Origin of the sequence: Oceanimonas sp. AH20CE76, assembly GCF_039654065.1 — a bacterium.
Lineage (GTDB): Bacteria > Pseudomonadota > Gammaproteobacteria > Enterobacterales > Aeromonadaceae > Oceanimonas > Oceanimonas smirnovii.
The window spans coordinates 2,555,001-2,578,433 of record NZ_CP155481.1 but is presented as its reverse complement, the minus strand read 5'-3'; the positions used below and the strand labels follow the sequence as shown (position 1 = coordinate 2,578,433).

The window sequence follows — 23,433 nt, the reverse complement described above, 5'->3', positions numbered from 1 at the left end:
AAATGGCAATACAAATATTACCGGCCCGTCTTGCCAATCAGATTGCCGCCGGTGAAGTGGTGGAGCGGCCGGCCTCTGTGGTGAAAGAGCTGGTGGAAAACAGCCTGGATGCGGGGGCTACCCGCATTGAGGTAGATATTGAAAAAGGCGGGGCCAAGCTGATCCGTATTCGTGATAACGGCTGTGGTATCGGCAAAGACGAACTCACCCTGGCCTTGTCACGCCATGCTACTTCCAAGGTCAGCACCCTTGACGACCTGGAGGCCATTGTCAGCCTGGGCTTTCGCGGTGAGGCACTGGCGTCAATCAGTTCGGTATCAAGGCTGTTGCTGACGTCCCGCACCGCGGCTCAGGAAGAAGCCTGGCAGGCCATGGCAGAAGGCCGTGATATGGCGGTGCAGCTGCAGCCGGCCTCTCACCCTCAGGGCACCACGGTAGAGGTAAGTGATCTGTTCTTTAATACGCCGGCCCGCCGGCGCTTTCTGCGTACCGAGAAAACCGAGTTTGGTCATATCGATGAAGTGTTGCGGCGTATTGCGCTCAGTCGCTTTGATGTGAATATGACACTGCGCCACAATGGCAAGCCGGTGCGTCAGTACCGCTCCGGCAAGTTGCCGTCACAGCATGACAAACGGCTGGCAGCGGTGTGTGGCCAGGCTTTTGTGGGGCCGGCGCTTAAATTTGACAGCGAGCATCATGGTTTGCGGCTGTGGGGCTGGCTGGCACCACCGTCTGCGGCCCGCAACCAGCCTGATTTGCAGTATACCTATGTGAACGGCCGCATGATGCGTGACAAGTTGTTTAATCATGCGGTGCGTCAGGCCTATGGAGACAGACTGCCGCCCGAAGGTCATGCTGCTTTTGTGCTCTATCTGGAGCTGGACGCTCACGAAGTGGATGTCAACGTGCACCCGGCCAAACATGAGGTGCGGTTTCATCAGGCCCGGCTGGTGCATGACTTTATTTTTCAGGTGCTGCAGCAAACCCTGGAGCAGGAGCACAGCGCACCGGCTGCAGAGCCGCAGCAAGGCTTTTCCGGTGAACCCGATGCCAGCTACGACGCTCAGTATGATGAAGCTGCAGTGTCGCCGGCCCCCCGCTATACACCTGCAAGTCATGGCTACGGCCGGCAAACCGAGCGCAGTGACAGTGGTCTGAGCCGCCAGCAGTGGCAGGGGCTTGACAGCCTGCTGACCACGCTGCCCCGTGACGATACGTCTGTACCGGTATCTACAGAAACCCCAGCAGATGCTATGCCACTGACATTGGAGCAGCAGCGGGCACTGGTGGTGTTTTACCGGAAGCAGCTATGGCTGTGTGAACTGAATCTGGCCCAGGCCTGGCTTAATGGGCGATCCCTTTTTGCTGTCTGGCAACAAGGACTGACGCCTCAGCCTCTGTTGCTGCCAATACGACTGGCGCTGAGCACGGAGCAAAAAGCACAGACTCATGCTCATCAGGCGCTGCTGCAAAAGCTGGGGCTGGAGTTGAAAAGCGGCCCCGGTGACACCATTATTCTCGTCCGGGTGCCACAACCTCTGCGTCATGCGGATCTGGCCCGCTTGTTTCCCGAGCTGCTGGCTCGGCTGGAGCAGGAAACGGCCAGTCAGCCGCAGGCCTTGTGTCAGTGGCTGGCGCAGCAGGCCATTGCCGATAACGAATGGAACTGGCAAAAAGCCACGGCGTTGTGGCAGCAGCTGCTGCCTGAACTGGCTGATCCATTACCGGAATTTATGTGTCCGGTGGATGTTACTGAGCAACTTAACAGGTGGACATATGGGCACTAAGCCCCTGGCAATATTCCTGATGGGGCCAACTGCCTCGGGTAAAACCGGTCTGGCCACCGAGCTGTGCCGGGCATTGCCTTGCGAGGTGATCAGCGTCGATTCGGCGCTGGTCTATAAAGGCATGGATATCGGCACCGCCAAGCCTACTGCAGAAGAGCAGGCTATCACGCCGCACCGGCTGATTGATCTGATTGATCCGCTGGATGCCTACTCTGCCGCTGATTTTCGTCGCGACGCCCTGGCTGCCATGGCGGAGGTGACTCAGGCCGGGCGTATTCCGCTGCTGGTAGGCGGCACCATGCTGTATTTCAAGGCGCTGCTGGAAGGATTGTCCCCCTTGCCTTCGGCAGACTCTGCAGTGCGTGCCGGCATAGAAAGTGATGCTGCCGCGCGGGGCTGGACGGCATTGCATCATGAGCTTGCCCAAATCGATCCTGTCTCGGCGGCGCGTATTCATCCCAACGATCCTCAGCGCCTGTCCAGAGCATTGGAGGTTTTTCGAATTTCCGGTAAAACGCTCACAGAATTAACCCAAAGCAAGGGTGATCCCTTGCCTTACAAAGTGTTACAGTTTGCGATTGCACCGGCTGAGCGTGCCACGTTACACCGCCGCATTGCCGAGCGCTTTGAGCTGATGCTGAACCAGGGATTTGAGCAGGAAGTGCGGGCATTATATGAGCGGGGAGATCTGCACACCGAGCTGCCGTCTGTTCGCTGCGTAGGCTACCGGCAAATGTGGGATTACCTGGCCGGTAATGTTGGCTATGATGAAATGGTACAGCGTGGTATTGCCGCCACCCGTCAGCTGGCCAAGCGACAGCTGACCTGGCTGCGGGGCTGGCCTGAGCTGACCTGGCTCGATACCGACGACAAGGACGCCGGACGGCAACTGATTGAGCAGGTAATACTGGCCCAGTCAGTAAAACAATAATAAATTTCCACTATTACAAAAGATAAGGACAACAAAAATGGCTAAGGGGCAATCACTGCAGGATCCGTTTCTGAACGCACTGCGCCGGGAGCGGGTACCCGTCTCTATTTATCTGGTCAATGGCATCAAGCTGCAGGGCCAGATAGAGTCGTTTGACCAATTCGTTATTCTGCTGAAAAACACCGTCAGTCAAATGGTGTACAAGCATGCCATCTCTACCGTGGTACCGGCCCGTCCGGTGCAGCACCTGAGTGTACCGTCAGGCAGCCATCAGGAACAGGCCGACAGTGAGCAGGATCAAGATTGAGTTACGCTGAATTAGTGATGGCCGGCAGACGGAGGACCCCCTATGTTTGAACGTTATCAGGGTGGTGAGTCCGCCATTTTGGTGCATATTAATTTCACTGACGACAGTGAGCGGGAAGATCTTGAAGAGCTTGAACTGCTGACTGATTCAGCAGGAGTCACCACCTGTGCCGTGGTCACCTCGAGCCGGGCAGCTCCCCAGTCCAAGTTCTTTATCGGCACCGGCAAGGTAGAAGAGCTGGCGGCACTGGTGCAAATGCACCAGGCCGATGTGGTGATTTTCAATCACAGTCTGTCTCCTGCCCAGGAACGTAACCTGGAGCGTGAAGTCAAGTGCCGGGTACTGGATCGCACTGGTCTTATTCTCGATATTTTTGCTCAGCGTGCGCGTACCCATGAAGGCAAATTACAGGTAGAGCTGGCTCAGCTCAGCCATTTATCTACCCGGCTGGTGCGTGGCTGGACCCACCTGGAGCGACAGAAGGGCGGTATCGGCCTGCGTGGTCCGGGTGAAACCCAGCTGGAAACTGACCGCCGGCTGTTGCGAGAGCGCATCAAATATATTCGCAAGCGACTTGAAAAAGTATCCCGCCAGCGGGAGCAGGGCCGGCGTGCGCGTCAGCGCAACGAAATTCCTACCCTGTCTCTGGTAGGCTATACCAACGCCGGCAAGTCGACCCTGTTCAACCGGCTGACCCAGGCCGGGGTATACGCCGCGGATCAGCTGTTTGCCACTCTGGATCCGACCTTGCGAAAAATTGAGTTGCCCGATGCAGGGCCGGCTATTCTGGCTGATACAGTGGGTTTTATTCGTCATCTGCCGCACGATTTGGTGGCAGCCTTCAAGGCGACGCTGCAGGAAACCCGGGATGCCGACCTGTTGCTGCATGTGGTGGACTGTGCTGATGAACAGATGCGGGACAATATCGACGAGGTAAACTCGGTACTGGAACAGATCGAATCCGATGAAATTCCGGTACTCATGGTTTACAACAAAATCGATAAGCTTGATCAGCCGTTACCCCGTACCGAGCGGGATGACGAAGGCCGTCCGCGGGCAGTGTGGGTATCAGCGCAACAAGGTCTCGGTATTGACGGTCTGTTAGAAGCACTGAATGAGCGTCTGGCCGGCACCCTGATCGAACACAGACTGACGTTGCCGCCATCGGCCTCGCGGCTGCGCAGCCGGCTTTATGCGCTTAACGGCATAGTGGCAGAAGCTTTTGGCGAACAGGGTGAATACGTGGTGGATATTCGTTTGCAGCAAGCTGACTGGCACCGGCTGCTCAAACAGGAAGGTGAGCAACTGGAAAGCTTTATAAGCGATTGATTGCCTGAGTGATCCATTGCTTGGTAGAGTTAATTTCATAAACCAGAAAGACGGAGATACAAATGGCTTGGAATGAGCCTGGAAATGGTGGCAAAGACCGTGATCCCTGGGGGAATGACGGCAAGCATCAGGGCCCGCCGGATCTGGACAAGGTGATCCGCAACCTGAGCGGAAAACTGGGAGGAGTACTGGGTGGTCGCGGCTCTGGTAATGGCGGCGGTGGCCTCGGCTCTTTTGGAGTGATAGTGGCGCTGGTGATAGCGGTGGCCGTGTGGGTAGTCAGTGGTTTCTACACCATTGGCGAAGCTCAGCGTGGCGTGGTGCTGCGTTTTGGCAAGTTCTATCAGACGGTAGAACCCGGCCTGAGCTGGAAAGCTACCTTCATTGATCGTGTCTATCCGGTAGATGTGGAAACCGTGCGTTCACTGCCGGCATCCGGCTTTATGCTGACCCGGGATGAAAACCTGGTTCGGGTAGAAATGGATGTGCAGTACCGCGTTATCGAACCCCGTGACTACCTGTTCAACGTCACCAATGCCGACGACAGTTTGCATCAGGCTCTCGACAGTGCCCTGCGCTATGTGGTGGGCCACAGCACCATGGACGACGTGCTGACCGTGGGTCGTGAACGGGTACGTCAGGAAACCCGGGAGTTGTTGCAAGAGATCATTGATCCCTATCAGCTCGGTTTGATGATCCTGGATCTGAACTTCCTGCCGGCCCGCCCGCCGGAAGAAGTGAAGGATGCTTTTGACGATGCCATCGCCGCTCAGGAAGACGAACAGCGCTTTATTCGTGAAGCAGAAGCCTATGCCCGGGAAATTGAGCCCAAGGCCCGTGGTCAGGCTCAGCGCCTGCTGCAGGAGGCCGAAGCTTACAAGCAGCAAATTGCATTGCGTGCTGAAGGTGAAGTGGCCCGCTTCCGTGAACTGCTGCCCCAGTATGAACTGCAGCCGGAGCTGACTCGTCAGCGTATTTACCTTGAAACCATGGAAGAGATTTACAGCAAGGTTAACAAGGTAGTGGTGGACACCCCGGAAGGCAGCAACAGCCTGATATATCTGCCGCTGGATAAGCTGATGGAGCAACAGGCGACGCGTGAAGCCCGAGTGGATCCCAATGTGATCACGTCCGACTATCTGAACAACAACAATGTGCCTTCCGGACAGGACAGCGGTCAGCTCAGACCCGGCTCCGACCGAAGCAACATTCGTCCGACGTCAGGGAGAAACTAAGCGATGAAAAGAGTATTAATCGTGGTGCTGGCCCTGCTGGCGATACTGCTTTTCTCTTCGGTATTTGTGGTTGCCGAAGGGGAGCGGGGCATAGTACTGCAGTTTGGCAAGGTCAAGCGCGAGCAGGATTCCGAACTGCCGGTTATTTACCAGCCGGGTCTGCACTTCAAGGTGCCGATGATCGATCAGGTGCGCAAGCTGGATGCCCGCATTCAGACCCTGGATGATCAGGTGGATCGTTTCGTCACCTCAGAGAAAAAGGATCTGATCATCGATTCCTACGTGAAGTGGCGTATCGACAACTTTGCATCCTATTATCTGGCCACCGGTGGCGGCAATCGTCTGCAGGCAGAAAGCCTGCTGCGTCGTCGTATCAACAACAGCCTGCGTTCGGAGATCGGCAGCCGTACCATTCGTGACATTGTGTCCGGTGAGCGGGGTGATGTGATGGAAAGCGCGCTGAAAGGCTTGCTGGAGTCATCTTCCGAGCTGGGGATCAAAGTAGTGGATGTGCGCATCAAGCAGATCAACCTGCCTACCGAGGTGTCCAACTCCATCTATCAGCGTATGCGTGCCGAACGGACCGCTGTGGCCCGTGAGCATCGCTCTGAAGGCCGTGAACAGGCCGAGATCATCAAGGCCGAAGCGGATCGTCGGGTAACCATTATGATCGCTGATGCCCAGCGTAATTCCCGTACTCTGCGTGGTGAAGGGGACGCTGAGGCAGCCAGGATTTATGCTGATGCCTATGCCGCGGATCCGCAGTTCTTTACCTTTATCCGTAGCCTTGAAGCCTACCGCAAGAGCTTTGAGCAGGGTGGGGATATGATGATCCTGAAACCGGACGGCGACTTCTTCCGCTTCCTGAAGGATCCGCAAGGCAATTAATCAGTCTGCTGAATCAGTAAAAAGCCCGGGAAACCGGGCTTTTTTTTGAGCGTGATAATATTTTCAGCAATCCGGCCGTCCAGCAGTTCCGGCCTTGGTCAAAATTTGGTAGACTCCATTTTTAACAACTCGACAGTTAGAGAAAATGGGACAAAACGTTGTTGTACTAGGCACCCAGTGGGGTGACGAAGGCAAGGGCAAAGTTGTCGATCTGCTGACCGACAAGGCTCGTTATGTTGTACGTTATCAGGGTGGCCACAACGCCGGGCACACCCTGGTTATCGACGGCAGAAAGACCGTCCTCCATCTCATTCCCTCAGGTATCCTGCGCGACAATTGCACCTGTATCATCGCCAACGGCGTTGTGCTGTCTCCTGACGCTTTGCTGAAGGAAATGGCCGGCCTGGAAGAAAGTGGTGTGCCGGTGCGGGAACGCCTGAAACTGAGCGAAGCCTGCCCGCTTATTCTGCCTTACCATGTTGCCATGGATCAGGCCCGCGAAAAGGCCCGTGGTAATAAAGCCATTGGCACCACCGGGCGTGGTATCGGCCCTGCTTATGAAGACAAAGTAGCCCGTCGCTGTCTGCGCGTGGGTGATTTGTTCGACATGAACACCTTTGCCCATAAGCTGAAAGAAGTAGTGGAATACTATAACTTCCAGCTCAAGGGTTTCTATGGCGTTGAAGAAGTATCTTACGATGAGATACTGGAGCAGGCCAAAGGCTACGCCGAGCTGCTGACCAGCATGGTGGTTGATGTAACCGACCTGCTCGACAAGGCCCGCCGCAGTGGTGAGCGCATCATGTTTGAAGGCGCTCAGGGCACTCTGCTCGACATCGATCACGGTACCTACCCTTACGTCACCTCATCCAACACCACCGCCGGCGGCGTGGCCACCGGCTCCGGTTTTGGCCCCTGCTATGTGGATTATGTGCTGGGCATTATCAAGGCCTACACCACTCGCGTGGGCTCTGGTCCGTTCCCTACAGAGCTGTTTGACGATATCGGTCAGCACCTGGGTGTGAAGGGGCATGAGTTTGGTGCTACTACCGGCCGCAAACGTCGTACCGGCTGGCTCGATATGGTGGCCATGAAGCGCGCCATTCAGGTGAACTCCATTACCGGCTTCTGCCTGACCAAGCTTGATGTGCTCGACGGTCTTGACGAGATCAAGATCTGTACCGGCTACAAGATGCCTGATGGCTCGGTGCAGGATGTGCCGCCCATGGCTGCTGAAGGCTATGAGACAGTGACACCGGTATACGAGTCCATGCCCGGCTGGAGTGATAACACCTTCGGCGTGACCACGGTAGAAGGCCTGCCTCAGGCGGCGCGTGATTATATCAAACGCATTGAAGAGCTGACCGGTGTACCGGTAGATATTATCTCTACTGGCCCGGATCGTGCCGAAACCATGATACTGCGTCACCCGTTTGAAGCCTGAGCTTTAAACTGCACGCAATAAAAAAACGCCGGCTCACTGAGCCGGCGTTTTTGTTTGATTCACTTTGGTCATTCCGGCTAAGGCCGGAACCCATTCTGCAGACGTTGATGTCGTCAGTCATGGACTCCGGGTCAAGCCCGGAGTGACGATAGTCTGCAGATCAGCGGCTGCGCTCGACTGCCATATGGGCCAGATCAATCAGGGCGGCCTTGTGCTCGGAGTCGGGCAGTACATGCAGTGCATCAATGGCTTTCTGCGCTTCTTCCCGGGCGCGCCGGCGACAATATTCCAGGGCTTGGGTCTGCTCCAGAATCGCCATGATCTCATCCAGATGATCCATGCCGGTGCGGTTAGTGATGGCATCACGAATACGCTCACGCTGAGCCGGCGTGCCATTTTCCATGGCTCGCAGCAGGGGTAGCGTGGGCTTGCCCTCTGCCAGGTCATCGCCCACATTTTTGCCCATGTCACTGGCATCGGAGCAATAGTCCATCACATCGTCCATTAACTGAAACGCTGTGCCCAGATACTTGCCGTAATCCAGCATGGCCTGCTCGGTGGCTTCAGGCTGATGAGTCAGCACGGCGGCAAGCCGGGTCGCTGCCTCAAACAGCTTGGCGGTTTTGCAGTAGATCACCTGCATATAGCTGGCTTCGGTAGTATCCGGGTCATTGCAGTTCATTAACTGCAATACTTCCCCTTCAGCGATGACGTTGGTGGCTTCACTCAGCAGCTGCATAATGCGCATGCTGTTCAGCTCTGTCATCATCTGAAAGGAGCGGGTATAAAGAAAGTCGCCCACCAGCACGCTGGCAGCGTTACCGAACAGCGCATTGGCGGTATCCCGGCCCCGGCGCAGGTCCGATTCGTCTACCACATCGTCGTGTAGCAGGGTGGAGGTATGGATAAACTCCAGCAGCGCGGCCAGCTTGATGTGGTCAGTGCCTTCGTAGCCCAGTGCCCGGGCGCTGAGCACGGTGAGCATGGGGCGCATGCGTTTGCCGCCGGCGCTGACAATATAAAATCCCAGCTGATTGATCAGACTGACGTCTGACTGCAGGCGGGTCATGATGAGTTCGTTGACCGCTTGCATGTCCTGCTCGGTCAGTTGTTTGATCCTGTGAATATCTACCATAAAAGTTATAAGCCGGACGATGCAGTGTGAATTCAATAATGTTAGGATTTTACACGATTCGTCAAAGGGATAAACCTGTCCGGGCAGGCATGGTCTGCAATGCGGACGGGCATCATTTTTTTGCGCTCTCTCCCCTTGTCTCAGGGGATCAATTTGCGTACAATGCGCGACCATTGTAAAACAGTTTTAGTGCACAGCCCTTCAGCGGGCATAAGTGCCATATTCGGAGTTAAAATCATGTACGCGGTAATCCAAAGCGGCGGAAAACAGCACCGTGTAGCCGAAGGCCAGGTTGTTCGTCTGGAAAAACTGGACGTAGAAACCGGCGCTTCTGTCGAGTTCGACAAAGTGCTGATGGTAGCCCAAGGTGAAAACGTTAAAGTAGGTGTACCCTACGTTGATGGTGGCAAGGTAACTGCTGAAGTAGTTACTCACGGTCGTGGCAAAAAAGTCAAGATCGTTAAGTTCCGTCGTCGTAAGCACTCTCGCAAACAGCAGGGTCACCGTCAGTGGTTCACTGAGGTGAAAATCACTGGTATCAGCGCCTAAGAGAGGAGTTAAGTTCCATGGCACATAAAAAAGCAGGCGGCTCTACTCGTAACGGTCGCGACTCAGAAAGCAAACGTCTTGGTGTAAAGCGTTACGGTGGTGAATCTGTCCTGGCGGGCAACATCATCGTTCGTCAGCGCGGCACCAAATTCCATGCCGGCGACAACGTAGGCCTGGGCAAGGACCACACTCTGTTCGCCAAAGCCGACGGCAAGGTGAAGTTTGAAGTTAAAGGTCCTCAGAACCGTAAGTTCGTCAGCATTGTAGCCGAGTAAGCTACGATCAGGACTTTAAAAAGCCCCGCCAACCGGCGGGGCTTTTTGCTTTAATAAAGGCACGTTCGGCAAGAGCCGGATAGACAGGCTCAGAAAACGAATGGGAGAGCAGTGAAATGAAATTTGTCGATGAAGCGGAGATCCGCATCGAGGCGGGCGACGGCGGTAATGGTTGTGTAAGCTTTCGCCGGGAGAAGTATATTCCCAAAGGCGGCCCCGATGGTGGTGACGGCGGCGATGGCGGCGATGTGTATATGCTGGCCGACGAAAACCTCAACACCCTGATCGACTATCACTTCGAGCGCTTTCATCGTGCCGAACGTGGCGAGAATGGCCGGGGCGGCAATTGTACTGGCAAGCGCGGTAAGGATCTGGTGCTGACGGTGCCCGTGGGTACCCGTGCCAAGGATGAAATGACCGGCGAGATCCTCGGCGATCTTACCCGCCATGGCCAGAAACTGCTGGTGGCCAAGGGCGGTTTTCACGGTCTGGGTAACACCCGTTTCAAAAGCTCGGTAAACCGGGCACCGAGGCAAAAGACCAACGGCACCCCGGGAGAAATCCGTAATGTGCTGCTGGAGCTGCTGCTGCTGGCTGATGTGGGTCTGCTGGGCCTGCCCAATGCCGGCAAATCCACCTTTATCCGTTCGGTATCGGCAGCCAAGCCCAAGGTGGCGGATTACCCCTTTACCACCCTGGTGCCCAACCTGGGGGTAGTGCGTTGTGACGGCCAGAAAAGCTTTGTCGTGGCAGATATTCCCGGTCTGATTGAAGGTGCTGCCGATGGTGCCGGCCTTGGCATTCGCTTTCTCAAGCATCTGGAACGCTGCCGTATACTGCTGCACATTATTGACGTGCTGCCCGTTGACGGCTCGGATCCTGCCGATAACGCCGACATTATTGTCAACGAGCTGAATCAATACAGCGAAGAGCTGGCTGCCAAACCACGCTGGCTGGTATTTAACAAGCTGGATCTGGTGGATGACGAGCAGGCCGAAGAAGTCATTGCCCGCGTCACCGAGCTGCTTGACTGGCAGGGTCCGGTACACCGCATGAGCGCCATCAGCAAGAGCGGTACCCGTGAGCTGACTCAGGCACTGATGGCCTTCCTGGACGAGCACCCGCGCACTCAGGAAGAGCTGGAAGCAGCCCGTGAGCCGGTCAGCTTCAAGTGGGATGAATATCATCAGTCAGCCATGCACGAAGCGGAAGATGAGGATGATGACTGGGACGATGAAGAAGATGACGGTCACGTTATCTACACCAAGGAGTAAGCGGACAGCATGATGTTATCCATGATAGTGGCCATGACTCGAAACGGTATTATCGGCAAGGATAATGACATGCCTTGGCACCTGCCGGCGGATCTGGCCTACTTCAAGCAAACCACCCTGGGCAAGCCGGTGATCATGGGACGTAACACACATGAGTCCATCGGCCGGCCGCTGCCCGGGCGGCGCAATGTGATTGTCAGCCGCTCGCTGAGAGAGGCACCGGCCGGCACTGAGCTGGTGTCGTCTCCTGAAAAAGCCATTGCGCTGCTGAATGGTTACGAAGAGGTCATGGTCATGGGCGGCGGCCAGCTCTATGCCGCCTTTCTGCCGCTGGCGGACCGGCTTTATATTACTCGTATAGAAGCCAATATTGACGGTGATACCCGTTTTCCTGCTCTGGATGAGCAAGCGTGGAAACTGGTGCGTGAAGAGGTGCGTGCCGCCGATGAGCGCAATGAGTACGACTGCCGGTTTCAGGTGCTGGAGCGGGGTTAATTACCACTCAGGCATGCACAGGGCAGGGCGTGCTGATGCGCTCACCGGTTTCCCAGTGCAGCAGCGTCAGGCTGCCACCCCACACACAGCCGGTGTCCAGCGCATGGATGCCGGCTGTGTCACACTGACCTTCCAGTGCCGCCCAGTGACCAAACACCAGCGGCGGATCCTGATGTTCACTGCGCAGCTCAAACCAGGGTTTAAGTGTTGCCGGCACCTTGTCCAGACCTTCCTTGAAGTCAAAGTCCAGCCGGCCATCGGCATAACACAGCCGCATACGGGTAAGGGCATTAATGGTAAAGCGCAGCTGATCAAGTTCGTCCAGATCCTCACGCCAGCGGTCCGGCTGGTTGCCGTACATATCTCGTAATCGATCCAGATAGTGCTCAGAACGCAGTTCAGTTTCAGCGAATCGTGCCGCCGCACGCGCCTGTTCAACCGACCACTGGGGCGGAATACCGGCATGGGTCATTATAAAGCCATGTTCGCTGTGCTCTGCCAGCAGTGGCTGCTGCCGCAGCCAGAACAGTAGGTCAGTACTGTCGGCAGCCTGCAGAATGCGTTGAACTTTGTCTGCTTGCTTGGGCTTGCGCAGGCCGGCAGCAACCGCCAGCAGATGCAGATCGTGATTACCCAGCACTGTGGTGGCGGCATTGCCCAGGGCCATGACCCGGCGCAGACAACCCAGGGAGTCTGGCCCCCGTGCCACCAGATCACCGGTCAGCCAGAGCTGATCCCGGGACGGAGTAAAGCCCACGCCGGCCAGTAACTGGTTCAGCTCGCTCAGGCATCCCTGCAGATCGCCGACAATATAGGTGGCCATCAGTTGATCAGATTCGGCTGGGCCAGACGAAAGGGAGCTATGGGGGCCTCAAACTCGCTGCCGTCATCCCGGCGCAGGGTATAAAAGCCTTCCATCACGCCCACCGGTGTCTCCAGGCTCACACCACTGGTATAGGTATAATCATCCCCCGCTGCAATGGCGGGCTGTTCGCCCACCACACCACTGCCTTCCACTTCAATACGTTTGCCGTTGGCATCAGTGATCAACCAGCGCCGGCTGATCAGCGTAACGGTTTCATCACTTTGGTTGTCAATGGTGATGGTATAGGCAAATACATAATGCTCATCTTCCGGCGACGAACGATCCGCAAGATAGCGGGGCACCGGAGTAATATGAATGGCAGCAGCAGACATCAGGACTCCTTCTTTTGTGACAGGGCATTGGCCAGCGTAACGTATTGCGCCAGGGTCAGCTGCTCCGGACGAGTGGAAGGATCCAGGCCCAGGGCAGTGATCTCGTCCGCAGTAAACAGGTGGCTCAGGCTGTTACGAATGGTCTTGCGGCGCTGACCAAACGCATCTGCGGTGATCCGGGAAAGATCCTTGAGGCTCTGAGCCGGATGCGGCGGTGTCTCAAATGGCAGCAGCCGCACTACCGCCGAGTCCACCTTGGGCGCAGGCTTGAAGGCCTCCGGTCCCACTTCCAGCACGGGGACGACTTCACAGTAATATTGCGCCATCACACTGAGACGGCCATAGGCCTTGCTGCCCGGACCGGCAGCGAGCCGGTTCACCACTTCCTTTTGCAGCATAAAGTGCATGTCCTGCACCAGTGCCGAGAACTCAAATAAATGGAACATCAGCTGGGTGGAGATGTTGTAAGGCAGGTTACCGAAAATTTTCAGTTTTTTGCCGGGTTCGCACAGGCTGCTGAAGTCAAACTTCATGGCGTCGGCCTGATGAATATTGAGCTTATCTTTCAGAAAGGGGTGGGTTGCCAGACGGGCAGCCAGGTCCCGGTCCAGCTCGACAACATTCAGGCGTTCAATACGCTCGCACACCGGGCCGGTAAGCGCACCCAGACCAGGACCGATTTCGACCATGGTAAAGTCGTCGGACGGATGAATGGCATTGACTATCTGATCGATGGTGTAATCATCGTGCAAAAAGTTCTGACCAAAACGTTTACGGGCCTTGTGGCCTTGGTGGACCTTGCTATTCATCGCGTTTTTCTATCATCTCAATGGCTTGGTTTAGTGCGCACAGCATGCTGCCCGCGTCAATCTGGTCGGTGCCGGCCAGCTCCAGGGCAGTGCCGTGATCGACCGAAGTACGAATAAAGGGCAGTCCCAGGGTAATGTTAACGGCCTTGCCAAAGCCGATGTATTTCAGCACCGGCAGACCCTGGTCGTGATACATGGCGAGAAAGGCATCGGCATCTTTCATGTATTTTTCATTGAATACGGTATCGGCCGAGAGCGGGCCAACCAAATCCATGCCTTCTTCACGCAGTTCGTTCAGGGCAGGAATAATGACATCAATTTCTTCCCGCCCAAGGTGCCCGTCTTCTCCGGCGTGGGGGTTCAGGCCACACACATAAATACGCGGGCTTGCAATGCCAAATTTGCTTTTCAGCTCGGCATGCAGAATGCGGGTAATTTTGGTCAGACGCTCATGGGTAATGGCTTTTGACACATAAGCCAGCGGAATATGAGTAGTCACCTGGGCGACTCTCAGTCCGGGGGTGGCCAGCAGCATGACCACATCAGGCACATTGGCCTGCTGGGCAAAAAACTCGGTGTGGCCACTGAAAGACACGCCGGCCTTGTTGATAATACCCTTGTTGACCGGGCCGGTTACCACCGCATCAAACTCGCCGGTCATGTTGCCGTCGGATGCCCGTTTCAGGGTTTCCAGCACATAAAGGCCGTTGGCTTCATCCAGCACGCCAGGAGTGGCGGGTCTGGCCATTTTAACCGGTGCTACTGTCAGGGTGCCGGCCATTTGTGGCCTGGGTTCAGCCTGTGGATCATAGGTAAGCAGGGTGATATCCCGGCCCAACAGTTCAGCCCGGGCTTTAATCAGCTCCGGGTCGGCAATTACTACCAGCTCGGCCGGCCAGTCCAGGTCGGCCAGCGCCAGCATCAGCTCCGGGCCTATGCCAGCGGGCTCTCCGGGGGTGATGGCTATGCGTTTACAACTCACGAGTCACCATTAAGTTATTGAGTGTCGACAATACGTATATAAGCCTGATCCTTGAGCTCATCGAGCCAGGTCTGTACTTCTTCGTTAAAGCGACGATTGAAAATCAGTTGATAGGCCCGCTGTTCGGTGGCCTGCTCGGTGGCATCCTGCACACGCTTGTCTTCCAGACGCACCAGATGCCAGCCATGCTCAGAGCGAAACGGTGCGCTCAGCTCGCCAGGTTGCAGCTGAGTGACGGTGTCACGAAAGCTGCTGACATATAGCTCCGGAGAAGCCCAGCCCAGATCACCGCCATTCACGGCAGAGCCGGTATCATCAGAGTGTTGCTCGGCCAGCTGGGCCATGGTGGCATCACCATTGCGAATGGAGCGGGCAAAGTCTTCAAGCATGGATTGTGCTTTTTCTTCACTCAGAATAACCGATGGCTTGATCAGAATATGCCGGGCGCGCACTTCCAGTGCCTGCACCGTTTGTTGCTGGCTGCCTTCCATATCCAGAACCGTCAGAATATGCAGGCCGGCACCGGAGCGGATGGGGCCGATAATATCACCTTTTGCATGATTTCTCACCGCCTCGCTGAACAGAGACGGCATTTCGCCCATGGTCATCATGCCCCAGTCGCCACCTTCAAGCGCTTTGGGACCGGCGCTGTGGGCGATGGCCAATTTACGAAAATCGGCACCATTTTTCAGTTGCGCCAGCAGCTGTTTTGCCTGGCTGTCGGCCTGACGCAGTTGTTCGCTGCTGGGATTGGCGGGCAGGGGCAGCAAAATGTTGCCCACCCGGTAGCGGGCATTGCTCTGGCCCTGCTCCCGAATCATTTGTACTACCTGTTTGACTTCCTGATCAGAGATATTAATTCGCCGGCGTACCTGATTGCGGGCCAGCTCACTCATCAGAATTTCGTTACGGATCTGCTCTCTGAACGCAGGCCAGCTCTGGCCATTGGCCGCAGTGTCCGCTTGTAGCTGCTCAAGGGTTTTACCTTCACCTTTGGCAATATTTACCAATGCCTGCTCCAGCTGAGTATCGGTAATACGTAATCCCAGGCGCTCAGCCAGCTGTAGTTGCAGACTTTCCAGGATCAGGCGCTCAAGAGCCTGTTTACGTAAACTCTGCAGATCGGGCAGAGGCTGGCCAGCAGCGTTGGCACCGCTACTAACCTGCTTTACCAGCGCATCAAGCTGGCTTTCCAGTACCACATCGTTATTGACCTGAGCCACGGTTTTGTCCAGTACCTGTGGCGCGGCATGACCGCTAAATGACAGCAAGCCCAGTCCGGCGGCCATCAGTAAATTCTTGCATCTTTGGTTCATGACAAATCCTGTGCGCAATGAAAATCAGTTGTTTAAGTTAAAGGGGCGATAATAGGGCAGCAGCTCGGTACCCGGCTCAAATTTACTGCCTGTGCCCAGCGAGCTGAAGCCTTTCAGCTCAAAGCGCAGTCCTATGCTGGTTTCCTGGTTGGCTTCAGCAGGAGTACGCAGTTTGTCTTCTTTCTGCCATTGCTCCCATACCAGGCTTACTGCCCAGCAGCAGGAGTCGTAGCGCAGTCCAATCAGACTATCGAGATTACGATGGAGTTCAATATCCCGGTAATAAGCGCCAATAAATCCCCATTGCGGTGCCAGTGGCCAGAATACCGTACCACCTATCTGGTTGAGATCCTGGCTAATACTATCGGAGAAGTAACCTGAACTCAGGTGACGAAAGCCCAGCTGGGCCAGTTTGCCCTGCTCGTTATATTCCAGGGTAATATTACCGGCCGCCAGCTGATGGTTGCGGGTGTCCTGCTGCGCCTCAGCGTGAACAAACCAGTTGTTGTCGAGGTTAAGATCACCTTCAAAGGTGAGAAAGGAGCGCTTGGTTTTATCCAGTTGTTCACTGGGAAACAGTTTCACTCGTGGCGCTGTGAAGTTAAAGGTCTGCGCCAGTGCCAGACGAAGGCGTTCGGTGCCGGCATTATCATAAATACGGCTGGTAAAGCCGGCGGTCAGCTGGTTGGCATCACTGATGCGGTCCAGGCCGGCAAAACGTCGATCGCTGAACAGGCTGTAATAGTCCTGGCGCATGGTGGTGCTGTCATACAGGCCAATATGATCCTGATCGTCGTAGGGCACATACAAATACTGAATTTGCGGCTCTAGGGTCTGCGTGAAATCCTGCTCAAACCAGCGTGCCCGGCGGTCAAACACCAGGCTGCCGTTCAGGCGCAGACGAGGTAACAGCCGGTCGGCACTGGAGTCCAGGCTGTTTTCATCAAATCCCCATGTATCGCGGTAATGAGCGCCAAGGGTATTGGGTATATCCTGCTCATAGTGAGTGTAATAGGCGCCTGCATCTGCCTTCAGCTGGACGCCGGGCTGATCAATCAATGAATAAATAATACGCGGTTCAATATGAAAGCGTGTGGCCTGGTAAGCTTGCTTATCGCTGTTTTCAAAGCGCGCCAGCTCGGCATCCAGTGCCGCATCAAAATCGCCAAAACCACGGTAGCTGTTGAGTGTCAGTGACGGCATCAGCTGAAAGGGCTGAGTAGGCAGTTCCGATTCCGATTTCAAAATCTGATAATCACGGACTTCTGTGGTCAGCTGCCAGTGCCGGTCATAATAACCGCCGTTGAGTGACTGCATCAGCTGATCATCCACCACTGTGCCTACTGGCGGATCAAAGTCATCCAGGTAGCTCTTATCCCAGCTGGCGACCTGAGTGTAGTTGACATTACCCCGCCAGTGGCCTGCTCTGTCAAAACGGGCATTATGCTGCCAGCTGAACAGCCAGCGAGCATCATTCTGCCATTCTTCAGCAGCCAGCGCCGGATCATTGGCCTGCTTTTTGTCTTCAGGCAGAAATTCGCCATAAAGCACACCACTCTGGCCCTGAGTGGGTAAATAGCGAAACTCCAGCTGCGCCATGGTGCCCCGCTTTTCCATATAGCGAGGTGTAACGGTGGCATCGTAGTTAGGCGCAATGTTCAGGTAATAAGGCAAACGGATATCGGTGCCATTACTGCTGCTGATATCGAAAGAGGGATACAGAAAACCGCTCTGACGTTCGTCTTTTACCGGAAACTTGATATAAGGAAAGTAAAAAACAGGCACATTACCTGCCCACAGCACGGCATTCCAGGCTTCACCAAAAACTTCATCCTGCTCCACAGAGACGGTGCTTGCTTTCAGCTGCCATGCTTCTTCACCGGGCGGGCAGGTGGTGTAACTGGCCCCTTGCAGATCAACTTCACCTTTTTGATTGTTCAATGTGACCTTGCGGGCTGTACCCCGGCCCGGGTCGCCGTGCAGCTGATAGCGAGCCTGATCAAGCTGGCTGTCTTTAGTGGTCAGATTACCGGTCAGGGTACTATCGCTTTTTACTGTGATGGTGCCGTCAGTCAGCTGAATATTGCCCGTCGCCATGACATCCCGGCTTTGCTGCTCCAGCTCCATATAATCACTGCTAAAGCGTCGCTGCCCCTGCAGCACCTCTACATTGCCCTGATAGAGAATTTTGCCGTCTCTGGTGGCATTAAGTACATCGGCAGTAACAGTAATGGGAGCATTGGCATCGGTTTGTCCTTCCACCCGCAGTGGCACATGGCTGAAACAACGGCTGAAAGAAATAGGATTGGCATCCTTGTCTTGCTCATCAAAAGGAGCCGTGCCGGCAACCTGTGCCTGAGCCAGACCGGATGCAAACAGCAGGGGAAGGCCGATAATCCGTTTTTTCATGAGGTGATGCTCTCGTTCCTGGTGTTGGCGACACCGCCCGTGATCCTGCGGGCTGGTTGAGCTTTTGGTGTCATTCTTTTATGGTAGCGGGCTATGATAAAGCATTCTCGCTGCCAGCTCTATGCCGGCCCCGACTACAAATATTTTTATCCGCCGACCTTATGACACTACCTTTGTTTGCCACCGCTATTGCTTTTGCCCGAACCCTGACCATTTTCCTGTGGGAGTCCCGCTGAATGCTTTCACATATTAAAGGTAAAATAATTGGCTGCCTGCTCGGGTTTTTGATTGGCAATGTACCCGGTGCCCTGTTGGGTTTGTGGCTGGGCCATCTGGCTGACAAAAAGCTGGCCAACGCCTGGGGCTTTGTAAAAGATGCCCAGCAGGAATTTCTTTATGCCACTTTTGCCACCATGGGGCATCTCGCCAAGTCCAGTGGTCGGGTGACCAGTGAAGAAATCCGGCTTGCCGAGCAGCTGATGGTACAGATGCGTCTGCGTCCGGATCAAAAAGCTGAGGCACAACAGGCTTTTCGTGATGGCAAGGAAAGCGACTTTCCGTTAACAGAAACCCTGCGCCGGTTTCGGGCGCGTACCCGGGACAGCCGCAATCTGCTGCGCTTTTTTATGGAAGTGCAGCTGCAGCTGGTGTTTGCCGACGGCGAGCTGCACCCGGCGGAGCGCCGGCTGCTGCACACCATTGCCACTGAACTTGGCTTTTCTGCTCAGGAACTGGAGCAGTTACTGGCCTTTGCTGAAGCCCAGCTGCATATGTATCGCGAAGGCCGTGCCGGCGGCTTTACTCCGCCTCCGGCCAAGGACAGACTGCGCGATGCCTACCGTATTCTGGAAGTGGAAGACAGCGCGGACGATGCCACGGTAAAGCGCGCCTACCGCCGGCAAATGTCCAAACACCACCCCGACAAGCTGGTGGCTCAGGGGCTGCCCAAAGAAATGATGGAAATGGCCAAAGAAAAAGCCCAGGACATACAACAGGCCTGGGAAACCATTAAAACCGCCCGTAATATTCGCTGAAAAAGGGAATAGGGATTTGGGAGCAGGGGTTCGATTTCCCTAATCCCCGGTCCCTATTCACCAATTCCTGCTGTTAAACCAGCCTGTTCTGCTTCCGCCCTTGAGCAAATGCTTCGATATTATCAATCAGCTGATCTGCCAGTCGCTGCATGGAATCATGGCTGGCCCAGGCGATGTGCGGTGTCAGGATAAAGTTGGGGTATTGCAGCGCCTGCATCAGCGGATGATCGGCGGGCGGCGGCTCGGCGCTGACCACATCAAAGCCGGCACCGCCGATGCGCTGTTCCCGCAGTGCGTTCAGCAGCGCTTCTTCATCCACCAGGCCGCCGCGGCCCACGTTAATCAGCAGAGCATCAGGCTTCATCATGGCAAACTCCCGCTCGCTGATGACATGATGAGTATCCTTGTTCAGCGGGCAATGCAGGCTGATCACATCGGCCGTTTCAATGACCTGTTCAAACGGCAGGCGGCCATGGCCTGCCGGCTGACCCTTACGGGCGGCAACGATCACCTTCATACCCAGCGCCTTGGCCAGCCGCTCCAGATCTCTGGCAATCGTACCATAACCAATCAGTCCCAACGTCTGGCCTTTCAGATCACGAACTGAATAGTCGAAATAACAAAACTGTCCCGATTGCTGCCAACGACCATGCTCTACAGACTGACGATACGCATACAGGTTACGGCTGAGCGCCATCATCAGTGACAGTGCATGTTCAGGCACGGCGCTCTCGGAATAATTACGGATATTGCACACGGCAATGCCGGCGTTGCGGCAAGCGTTGAGATCGATATTATCACTGCCAGTGGCGGCCAGTGCCACCAGCTTTAATGAGGGCAATCTGGCAATGACATCGGCGCTGATATGCACTTTGTTTACGATGGCCACATCGGCGTGCTGCAATCGCTCAATCACCTGCTCGGGAGTGGTGTCGGCATAATCCTGCCAGTGATGATCAAGGTTTGGCCGGCGCAGCTTCACGTCCGGAGCCAGTGTCTTGCGATCGAGAAAGACCAGTTTCATTGGGGGTTACTCCTTTTAAAAAATCTGGTGCGCCCGGAGGCAGAGGCATCCAGCCATGACGCGTTATCCAGGCGGCCATAATACGGCTTGAAAAAAGCGGTGAGTGAATGGTAATCGATTCATAATCGGCTTGTTCGCGGGCACTGGCATGGCGGCGCAGCTTCTGATTAAGCAAAGAAACCGGCTGCCGTGTGCTGAACAAGTCCAGCACCGGCCAGTCGGAGCGTGACAGACTCATAGCCAGCATTTGCTGGGTGGCTTTATCAGAAGGAGTGGCATTCAATACCATAAGGCCGCTGGGAGCCGGCAGGGTGCCGGTTTGTATCAGTTGCTGATACCAGAGAGAAGCGCTGCCCTGGGTCAGCACCACCTGGGGAAGTTCGGGCTGGCGCTCAAATATGGGAGCCAGGCGTTCGCCCAGCGTGGTCACCCAGGTTTGCTGAGCGTCGGATACTTTCTCGGCAGCAGGATCAAAATAGCTCTGCTGAGGATCAGGCAGCAGCAGCACCAGCTCCCAGCCACGATCCTGCCACCATGGTGCCATGGCCAGCCACTGATGCAGTTGCTGTTGCTCTGGCCAGATCAGCAGCTGGCCCAATGGCTCGGGCCGTGCTGCAGCAAAGCGTAGCACGGCAGCTTGTGGCTGGTATTCCCGATATTCGCTCCAGTCAAAGCGCGCCATGGCTGTTGAGGTGAACAAGCAGCCTAACAAGCACCATGCCGCCCGTTTCATCAGCTCACCTCAAAAGGTGCCGGAGCGGTAAATTCCAGCCGGTGCTTATATCTGGGATGTTTGAATGCCAGATAGGCCGCATGCAGTTGCAGCTGAGAAGCCATGGCCAGCGCCTCACCCTCGGCATAGAGATTGTCGCCCAGTATGGGATGACCCAGGCTCAGCATATGCACCCGAAGCTGATGGGATCGACCGGTTACGGGAGTCAGTTCCATCAGGCTGCGGTGGTTTTCACGACGCAGGCAGCGCCAGTGCGTGAGCGCCGCCTTGCCCTGTTCATGATTCACCATATGCCGGGGGCGGTTGGGCCAGTCGCAGCACAGGGGCAGATCCACGCTGCCCTTGTCTTCGTCCGGCCGGCCATATACCCAGGCATAGTAGCGTTTTTCAGTTTCCCGCTCGCGAAACTGACGGCTCATCTCCCGGTGTGCCTTGGGGTTCAGCGCCATCACAATCACGCCCGATGTGGCCATATCCAGCCGGTGCACTACCTGCACCGTCGGAAACACGCGGGATACCCTGAGCGACAGGCTGTCAAAGTGCACCGGATCCCGTCCGGGAACACTCAGCAAACCACTGGGCTTGTTCAGTACAATAATGCTGTCGTCCCGGTACAATATTTCAAAAGGTGGATCCGCCGGCGGATCATAATGCAGCAATACCATGGTCTGGCTCAGTATCCTTATTGATGACTTACCACAATAAACCGAATTGCATCCAGCTTTAAGCGGGTATGGCTGAGCAGATTATCCAGTTCGGCTTTCAGCTCCACAACATGATCAATTTCACTCTGCCGTACGTTCGGGTTTACCTTGGCCAGCTGCTGAAGTCGGGTCAGTTCCTGCTCCATGGACTCATGCATGCGAGTGCGGGCGGCTTCTACCAGCTGCTCCATCTGTTGTTCGGCCACCGGTGTGGCCAGCTGCAGTTGCTGATGAATAAAGCTCTGTGATGCGTTCACCAGTTTGCTGCCCAGATGGCGGTTAATGGGGCTGAGTTGTTTGTCAAAGGCCTCAAAGCTGACTTTATCAGCCAGGTTATTACCGTTTTTATCCAGCAGCAGACGAATGGGAGCGGGCGGTAAAAAGCGGTAGAGCTGAGTATGATGAGCCGATTCGGCCACAAAAATCAGCTCTACAAACTGAGTGCCTACCGGCAGCGCCTTATTCTTGAGAATGGCCACAGAGGTGGTGCCTATTTCGGATCCCAGCACCAGATCGATGCCGCCGCGGATCATGGGATGATCCCAGCTTACAAATTGCAGATCGTCCCGGCCCAGAGCGGTATGCCGATCAAACGTGATGCTGGTGCCATCTTCGGGCAGGGCTGGGAAGCTAGGGATCAGCATCTGCTCGGTGGGGCGCAGCACAATGGCATTTTCACCCTTGTCGTCCTGATGAATGCCCACTTCATCAAACAGCTTGATGGCAAAAATGGCCAGCGTCGGATCGTCGTCTTTTTCGGCCAGTTGAGCCGCCAGATCCTGATGAGTAAAGGTGCCGCTGGAATTGAGCTCAAGCAGCCGGTCACGGCCTTGTTCCATCTGATCAATCAGCTTGCGTGTCATGATCTGAGTATCGGCAATCAACTGATTCAGGGCGTCGGTATCCTGACCATGACCAGCCAGAATTTCCAGCAAGCGCTCGGACATTTGCTGATAAACCGGCTGGCCTACGGCGTTGGGCTTGCTGAACGCATCCATACCCTGCTCATACCAGAGGGTCAGCGCCTGCTGGGCGGTGCCTTCCAGATAGGGCACATGAATATCGATATCATGCTGCTGGCCAATACGATCCAGACGACCGATACGCTGCTCCAGCAGATCCGGGTTCAGGGGCAGGTCAAACAGCACCAGCTGATGAGAGAACTGGAAATTACGGCCTTCCGAGCCAATTTCGGAGCAGATCATCACCTGAGCACCGCCTTCCTGCTGAGCAAAGTAGGCGGCTGCCTTATCCCGTTCCAGTAATGACATACCTTCATGGAATACGGTTCCGCGAATGCCTTCCCTGGTGCGCAGTATTTCTTCCAGTGCAAGAGCCACCCCCGCCTTGGCGGTGATAATCAGAATCTTGTTATTGCGGTTTTCCTTAAGAAACTCAAGCAGCCATTCAACCCGGCTGTCGAACTGGGTCCAGCTGCTGTCGCCGCCTTCAAACTGGCGGTAGATCTCTTCCGGATACAGGGCTTGTAACGCCTGAGCGGCATTATCCTGATGGCTTCCCATCATACTGGCCACGCGAATGGCAGTCTGATATTGGCTGGGCAGAGGCAGAGGAT

General features: G+C 55.5%; 23 protein-coding genes (1 of these 23 cut by a window edge). 12 read left to right on the top strand and 11 right to left on the bottom strand.

The genetic code is table 11. The features are described 5' to 3' along the window. Nucleotides 1–2: 2 nt before the first annotated feature. The 7 genes from mutL to N2M06_RS12555 all read left to right on the top strand — a co-directional run bounded on the left by mutL (nucleotide 3) and on the right by N2M06_RS12555 (nucleotide 7,921). The gene (mutL, locus tag N2M06_RS12585; protein ID WP_346350928.1) at nucleotides 3–1,787 is read left to right on the top strand and encodes a DNA mismatch repair endonuclease MutL; all 1,785 of its coding nucleotides are present in this window, start codon (nucleotides 3–5) and stop codon (nucleotides 1,785–1,787) included. After that, nucleotides 1,777–2,718, top strand: coding sequence for a tRNA (adenosine(37)-N6)-dimethylallyltransferase MiaA (gene miaA / locus N2M06_RS12580; protein ID WP_019935303.1), 942 nt, complete (start codon nucleotides 1,777–1,779; stop codon nucleotides 2,716–2,718). The genes mutL and miaA overlap by 11 nt, the downstream gene beginning before the upstream one ends. A gap of 37 nt (nucleotides 2,719–2,755) precedes the next feature. After that, nucleotides 2,756–3,025 (top strand): RNA chaperone Hfq, encoded by a 270-nt coding sequence (gene hfq / locus N2M06_RS12575; RefSeq protein ID WP_019935304.1) that lies wholly within the window; start codon nucleotides 2,756–2,758, stop codon nucleotides 3,023–3,025. 42 nt (nucleotides 3,026–3,067) lie between these two features. Next, nucleotides 3,068–4,354 (top strand): ribosome rescue GTPase HflX, encoded by a 1,287-nt coding sequence (hflX, locus tag N2M06_RS12570; protein ID WP_019935305.1) that lies wholly within the window; start codon nucleotides 3,068–3,070, stop codon nucleotides 4,352–4,354. A 62-nt stretch (nucleotides 4,355–4,416) separates the two neighbouring features. Then, nucleotides 4,417–5,589, top strand: a complete 1,173-nt coding sequence (gene hflK, locus N2M06_RS12565) for an FtsH protease activity modulator HflK (RefSeq protein ID WP_019935306.1) — start codon at nucleotides 4,417–4,419, stop codon at nucleotides 5,587–5,589. Between the two features lie 3 nt (nucleotides 5,590–5,592). After that, a complete protein-coding gene (gene hflC / locus N2M06_RS12560) occupies nucleotides 5,593–6,477 on the top strand; it encodes a protease modulator HflC (RefSeq protein ID WP_019935307.1) in 885 nt (294 codons plus the stop codon). A gap of 145 nt (nucleotides 6,478–6,622) precedes the next feature. Then, the gene (locus N2M06_RS12555) at nucleotides 6,623–7,921 is read left to right on the top strand and encodes an adenylosuccinate synthase (RefSeq protein ID WP_019935308.1); all 1,299 of its coding nucleotides are present in this window, start codon (nucleotides 6,623–6,625) and stop codon (nucleotides 7,919–7,921) included. A gap of 160 nt (nucleotides 7,922–8,081) precedes the next feature. Here the strand turns inward: N2M06_RS12555 and ispB are convergent, their stop codons facing one another. Further along, the gene (ispB, locus tag N2M06_RS12550) at nucleotides 8,082–9,056 is read right to left on the bottom strand and encodes an octaprenyl diphosphate synthase (protein WP_019935309.1); all 975 of its coding nucleotides are present in this window, start codon (nucleotides 9,054–9,056) and stop codon (nucleotides 8,082–8,084) included. Nucleotides 9,057–9,293: 237 nt separating this feature from the next. Between ispB and rplU the strand changes: the two genes are divergently transcribed. The 4 genes from rplU (at nucleotide 9,294) to folA (ending at nucleotide 11,649) form a co-directional block, all read left to right on the top strand. Next, a complete protein-coding gene (rplU, locus tag N2M06_RS12545; protein ID WP_019935310.1) occupies nucleotides 9,294–9,605 on the top strand; it encodes a 50S ribosomal protein L21 in 312 nt (103 codons plus the stop codon). Nucleotides 9,606–9,622: 17 nt separating this feature from the next. Beyond that, nucleotides 9,623–9,880, top strand: coding sequence for a 50S ribosomal protein L27 (gene rpmA / locus N2M06_RS12540; RefSeq protein WP_019935311.1), 258 nt, complete (start codon nucleotides 9,623–9,625; stop codon nucleotides 9,878–9,880). A 116-nt stretch (nucleotides 9,881–9,996) separates the two neighbouring features. Further along, nucleotides 9,997–11,154, top strand: a complete 1,158-nt coding sequence (cgtA, locus tag N2M06_RS12535; RefSeq protein ID WP_019935312.1) for an Obg family GTPase CgtA — start codon at nucleotides 9,997–9,999, stop codon at nucleotides 11,152–11,154. A gap of 9 nt (nucleotides 11,155–11,163) precedes the next feature. Continuing rightward, entirely contained in the window at nucleotides 11,164–11,649 is a 486-nt protein-coding gene (gene folA / locus N2M06_RS12530; RefSeq protein ID WP_346350927.1) for a type 3 dihydrofolate reductase, read from the top strand. A 7-nt stretch (nucleotides 11,650–11,656) separates the two neighbouring features. Here folA and N2M06_RS12525 read toward each other — a convergent pair whose 3' ends face one another. The 6 genes from N2M06_RS12525 to lptD are packed head-to-tail and all read right to left on the bottom strand — an operon-like array spanning nucleotide 11,657 to nucleotide 18,362. Continuing rightward, nucleotides 11,657–12,472, bottom strand: a complete 816-nt coding sequence (locus N2M06_RS12525) for a symmetrical bis(5'-nucleosyl)-tetraphosphatase (protein ID WP_346350926.1) — start codon at nucleotides 12,470–12,472, stop codon at nucleotides 11,657–11,659. Continuing rightward, entirely contained in the window at nucleotides 12,472–12,846 is a 375-nt protein-coding gene (apaG, locus tag N2M06_RS12520; protein WP_019935315.1) for a Co2+/Mg2+ efflux protein ApaG, read from the bottom strand. The genes N2M06_RS12525 and apaG overlap by 1 nt, the downstream gene beginning before the upstream one ends. After that, the gene (gene rsmA, locus N2M06_RS12515; protein WP_019935316.1) at nucleotides 12,846–13,655 is read right to left on the bottom strand and encodes a 16S rRNA (adenine(1518)-N(6)/adenine(1519)-N(6))-dimethyltransferase RsmA; all 810 of its coding nucleotides are present in this window, start codon (nucleotides 13,653–13,655) and stop codon (nucleotides 12,846–12,848) included. The genes apaG and rsmA overlap by 1 nt, the downstream gene beginning before the upstream one ends. Next, complete coding sequence (pdxA, locus tag N2M06_RS12510; RefSeq protein ID WP_026344870.1) at nucleotides 13,648–14,637, bottom strand: 4-hydroxythreonine-4-phosphate dehydrogenase PdxA; 990 nt, start codon at nucleotides 14,635–14,637, stop codon at nucleotides 13,648–13,650. The genes rsmA and pdxA overlap by 8 nt, the downstream gene beginning before the upstream one ends. Nucleotides 14,638–14,651: 14 nt before the next feature. Then, nucleotides 14,652–15,953, bottom strand: coding sequence for a peptidylprolyl isomerase SurA (gene surA / locus N2M06_RS12505; RefSeq protein WP_346350925.1), 1,302 nt, complete (start codon nucleotides 15,951–15,953; stop codon nucleotides 14,652–14,654). Nucleotides 15,954–15,977: 24 nt separating this feature from the next. Further along, nucleotides 15,978–18,362: an LPS assembly protein LptD gene (lptD, locus tag N2M06_RS12500; protein ID WP_346350924.1), complete on the bottom strand. Its 2,385-nt coding sequence runs from the start codon at nucleotides 18,360–18,362 to the stop codon at nucleotides 15,978–15,980. Nucleotides 18,363–18,598: 236 nt separating this feature from the next. On the opposite strand from lptD, the gene djlA reads away from it, so the two are divergent. Further along, nucleotides 18,599–19,396, top strand: coding sequence for a co-chaperone DjlA (gene djlA, locus N2M06_RS12495; RefSeq protein WP_346350923.1), 798 nt, complete (start codon nucleotides 18,599–18,601; stop codon nucleotides 19,394–19,396). Nucleotides 19,397–19,469: 73 nt separating this feature from the next. Here djlA and N2M06_RS12490 read toward each other — a convergent pair whose 3' ends face one another. The 4 genes in view from N2M06_RS12490 to rapA are tightly spaced (at most 32 nt apart) and all read right to left on the bottom strand, a layout consistent with a single transcriptional unit that may run on beyond the window. Next, nucleotides 19,470–20,420, bottom strand: coding sequence for a D-2-hydroxyacid dehydrogenase (locus N2M06_RS12490; RefSeq protein ID WP_317073878.1), 951 nt, complete (start codon nucleotides 20,418–20,420; stop codon nucleotides 19,470–19,472). Beyond that, nucleotides 20,353–21,120, bottom strand: a complete 768-nt coding sequence (locus N2M06_RS12485) for a DUF3530 family protein (RefSeq protein ID WP_317073879.1) — start codon at nucleotides 21,118–21,120, stop codon at nucleotides 20,353–20,355. The genes N2M06_RS12490 and N2M06_RS12485 overlap by 68 nt, the downstream gene beginning before the upstream one ends. A gap of 32 nt (nucleotides 21,121–21,152) precedes the next feature. After that, complete coding sequence (locus N2M06_RS12480) at nucleotides 21,153–21,812, bottom strand: RluA family pseudouridine synthase (protein ID WP_211212447.1); 660 nt, start codon at nucleotides 21,810–21,812, stop codon at nucleotides 21,153–21,155. Nucleotides 21,813–21,835: 23 nt separating this feature from the next. Continuing rightward, nucleotides 21,836–23,433, bottom strand: partial view of an RNA polymerase-associated protein RapA gene (gene rapA, locus N2M06_RS12475; protein ID WP_346350922.1) — the 3' portion only. 1,276 nt of this gene lie beyond the right edge of the window; 1,598 of the gene's 2,874 nt are visible here — the last part of the coding sequence; the start codon falls outside the window, past its right edge; the stop codon is at nucleotides 21,836–21,838.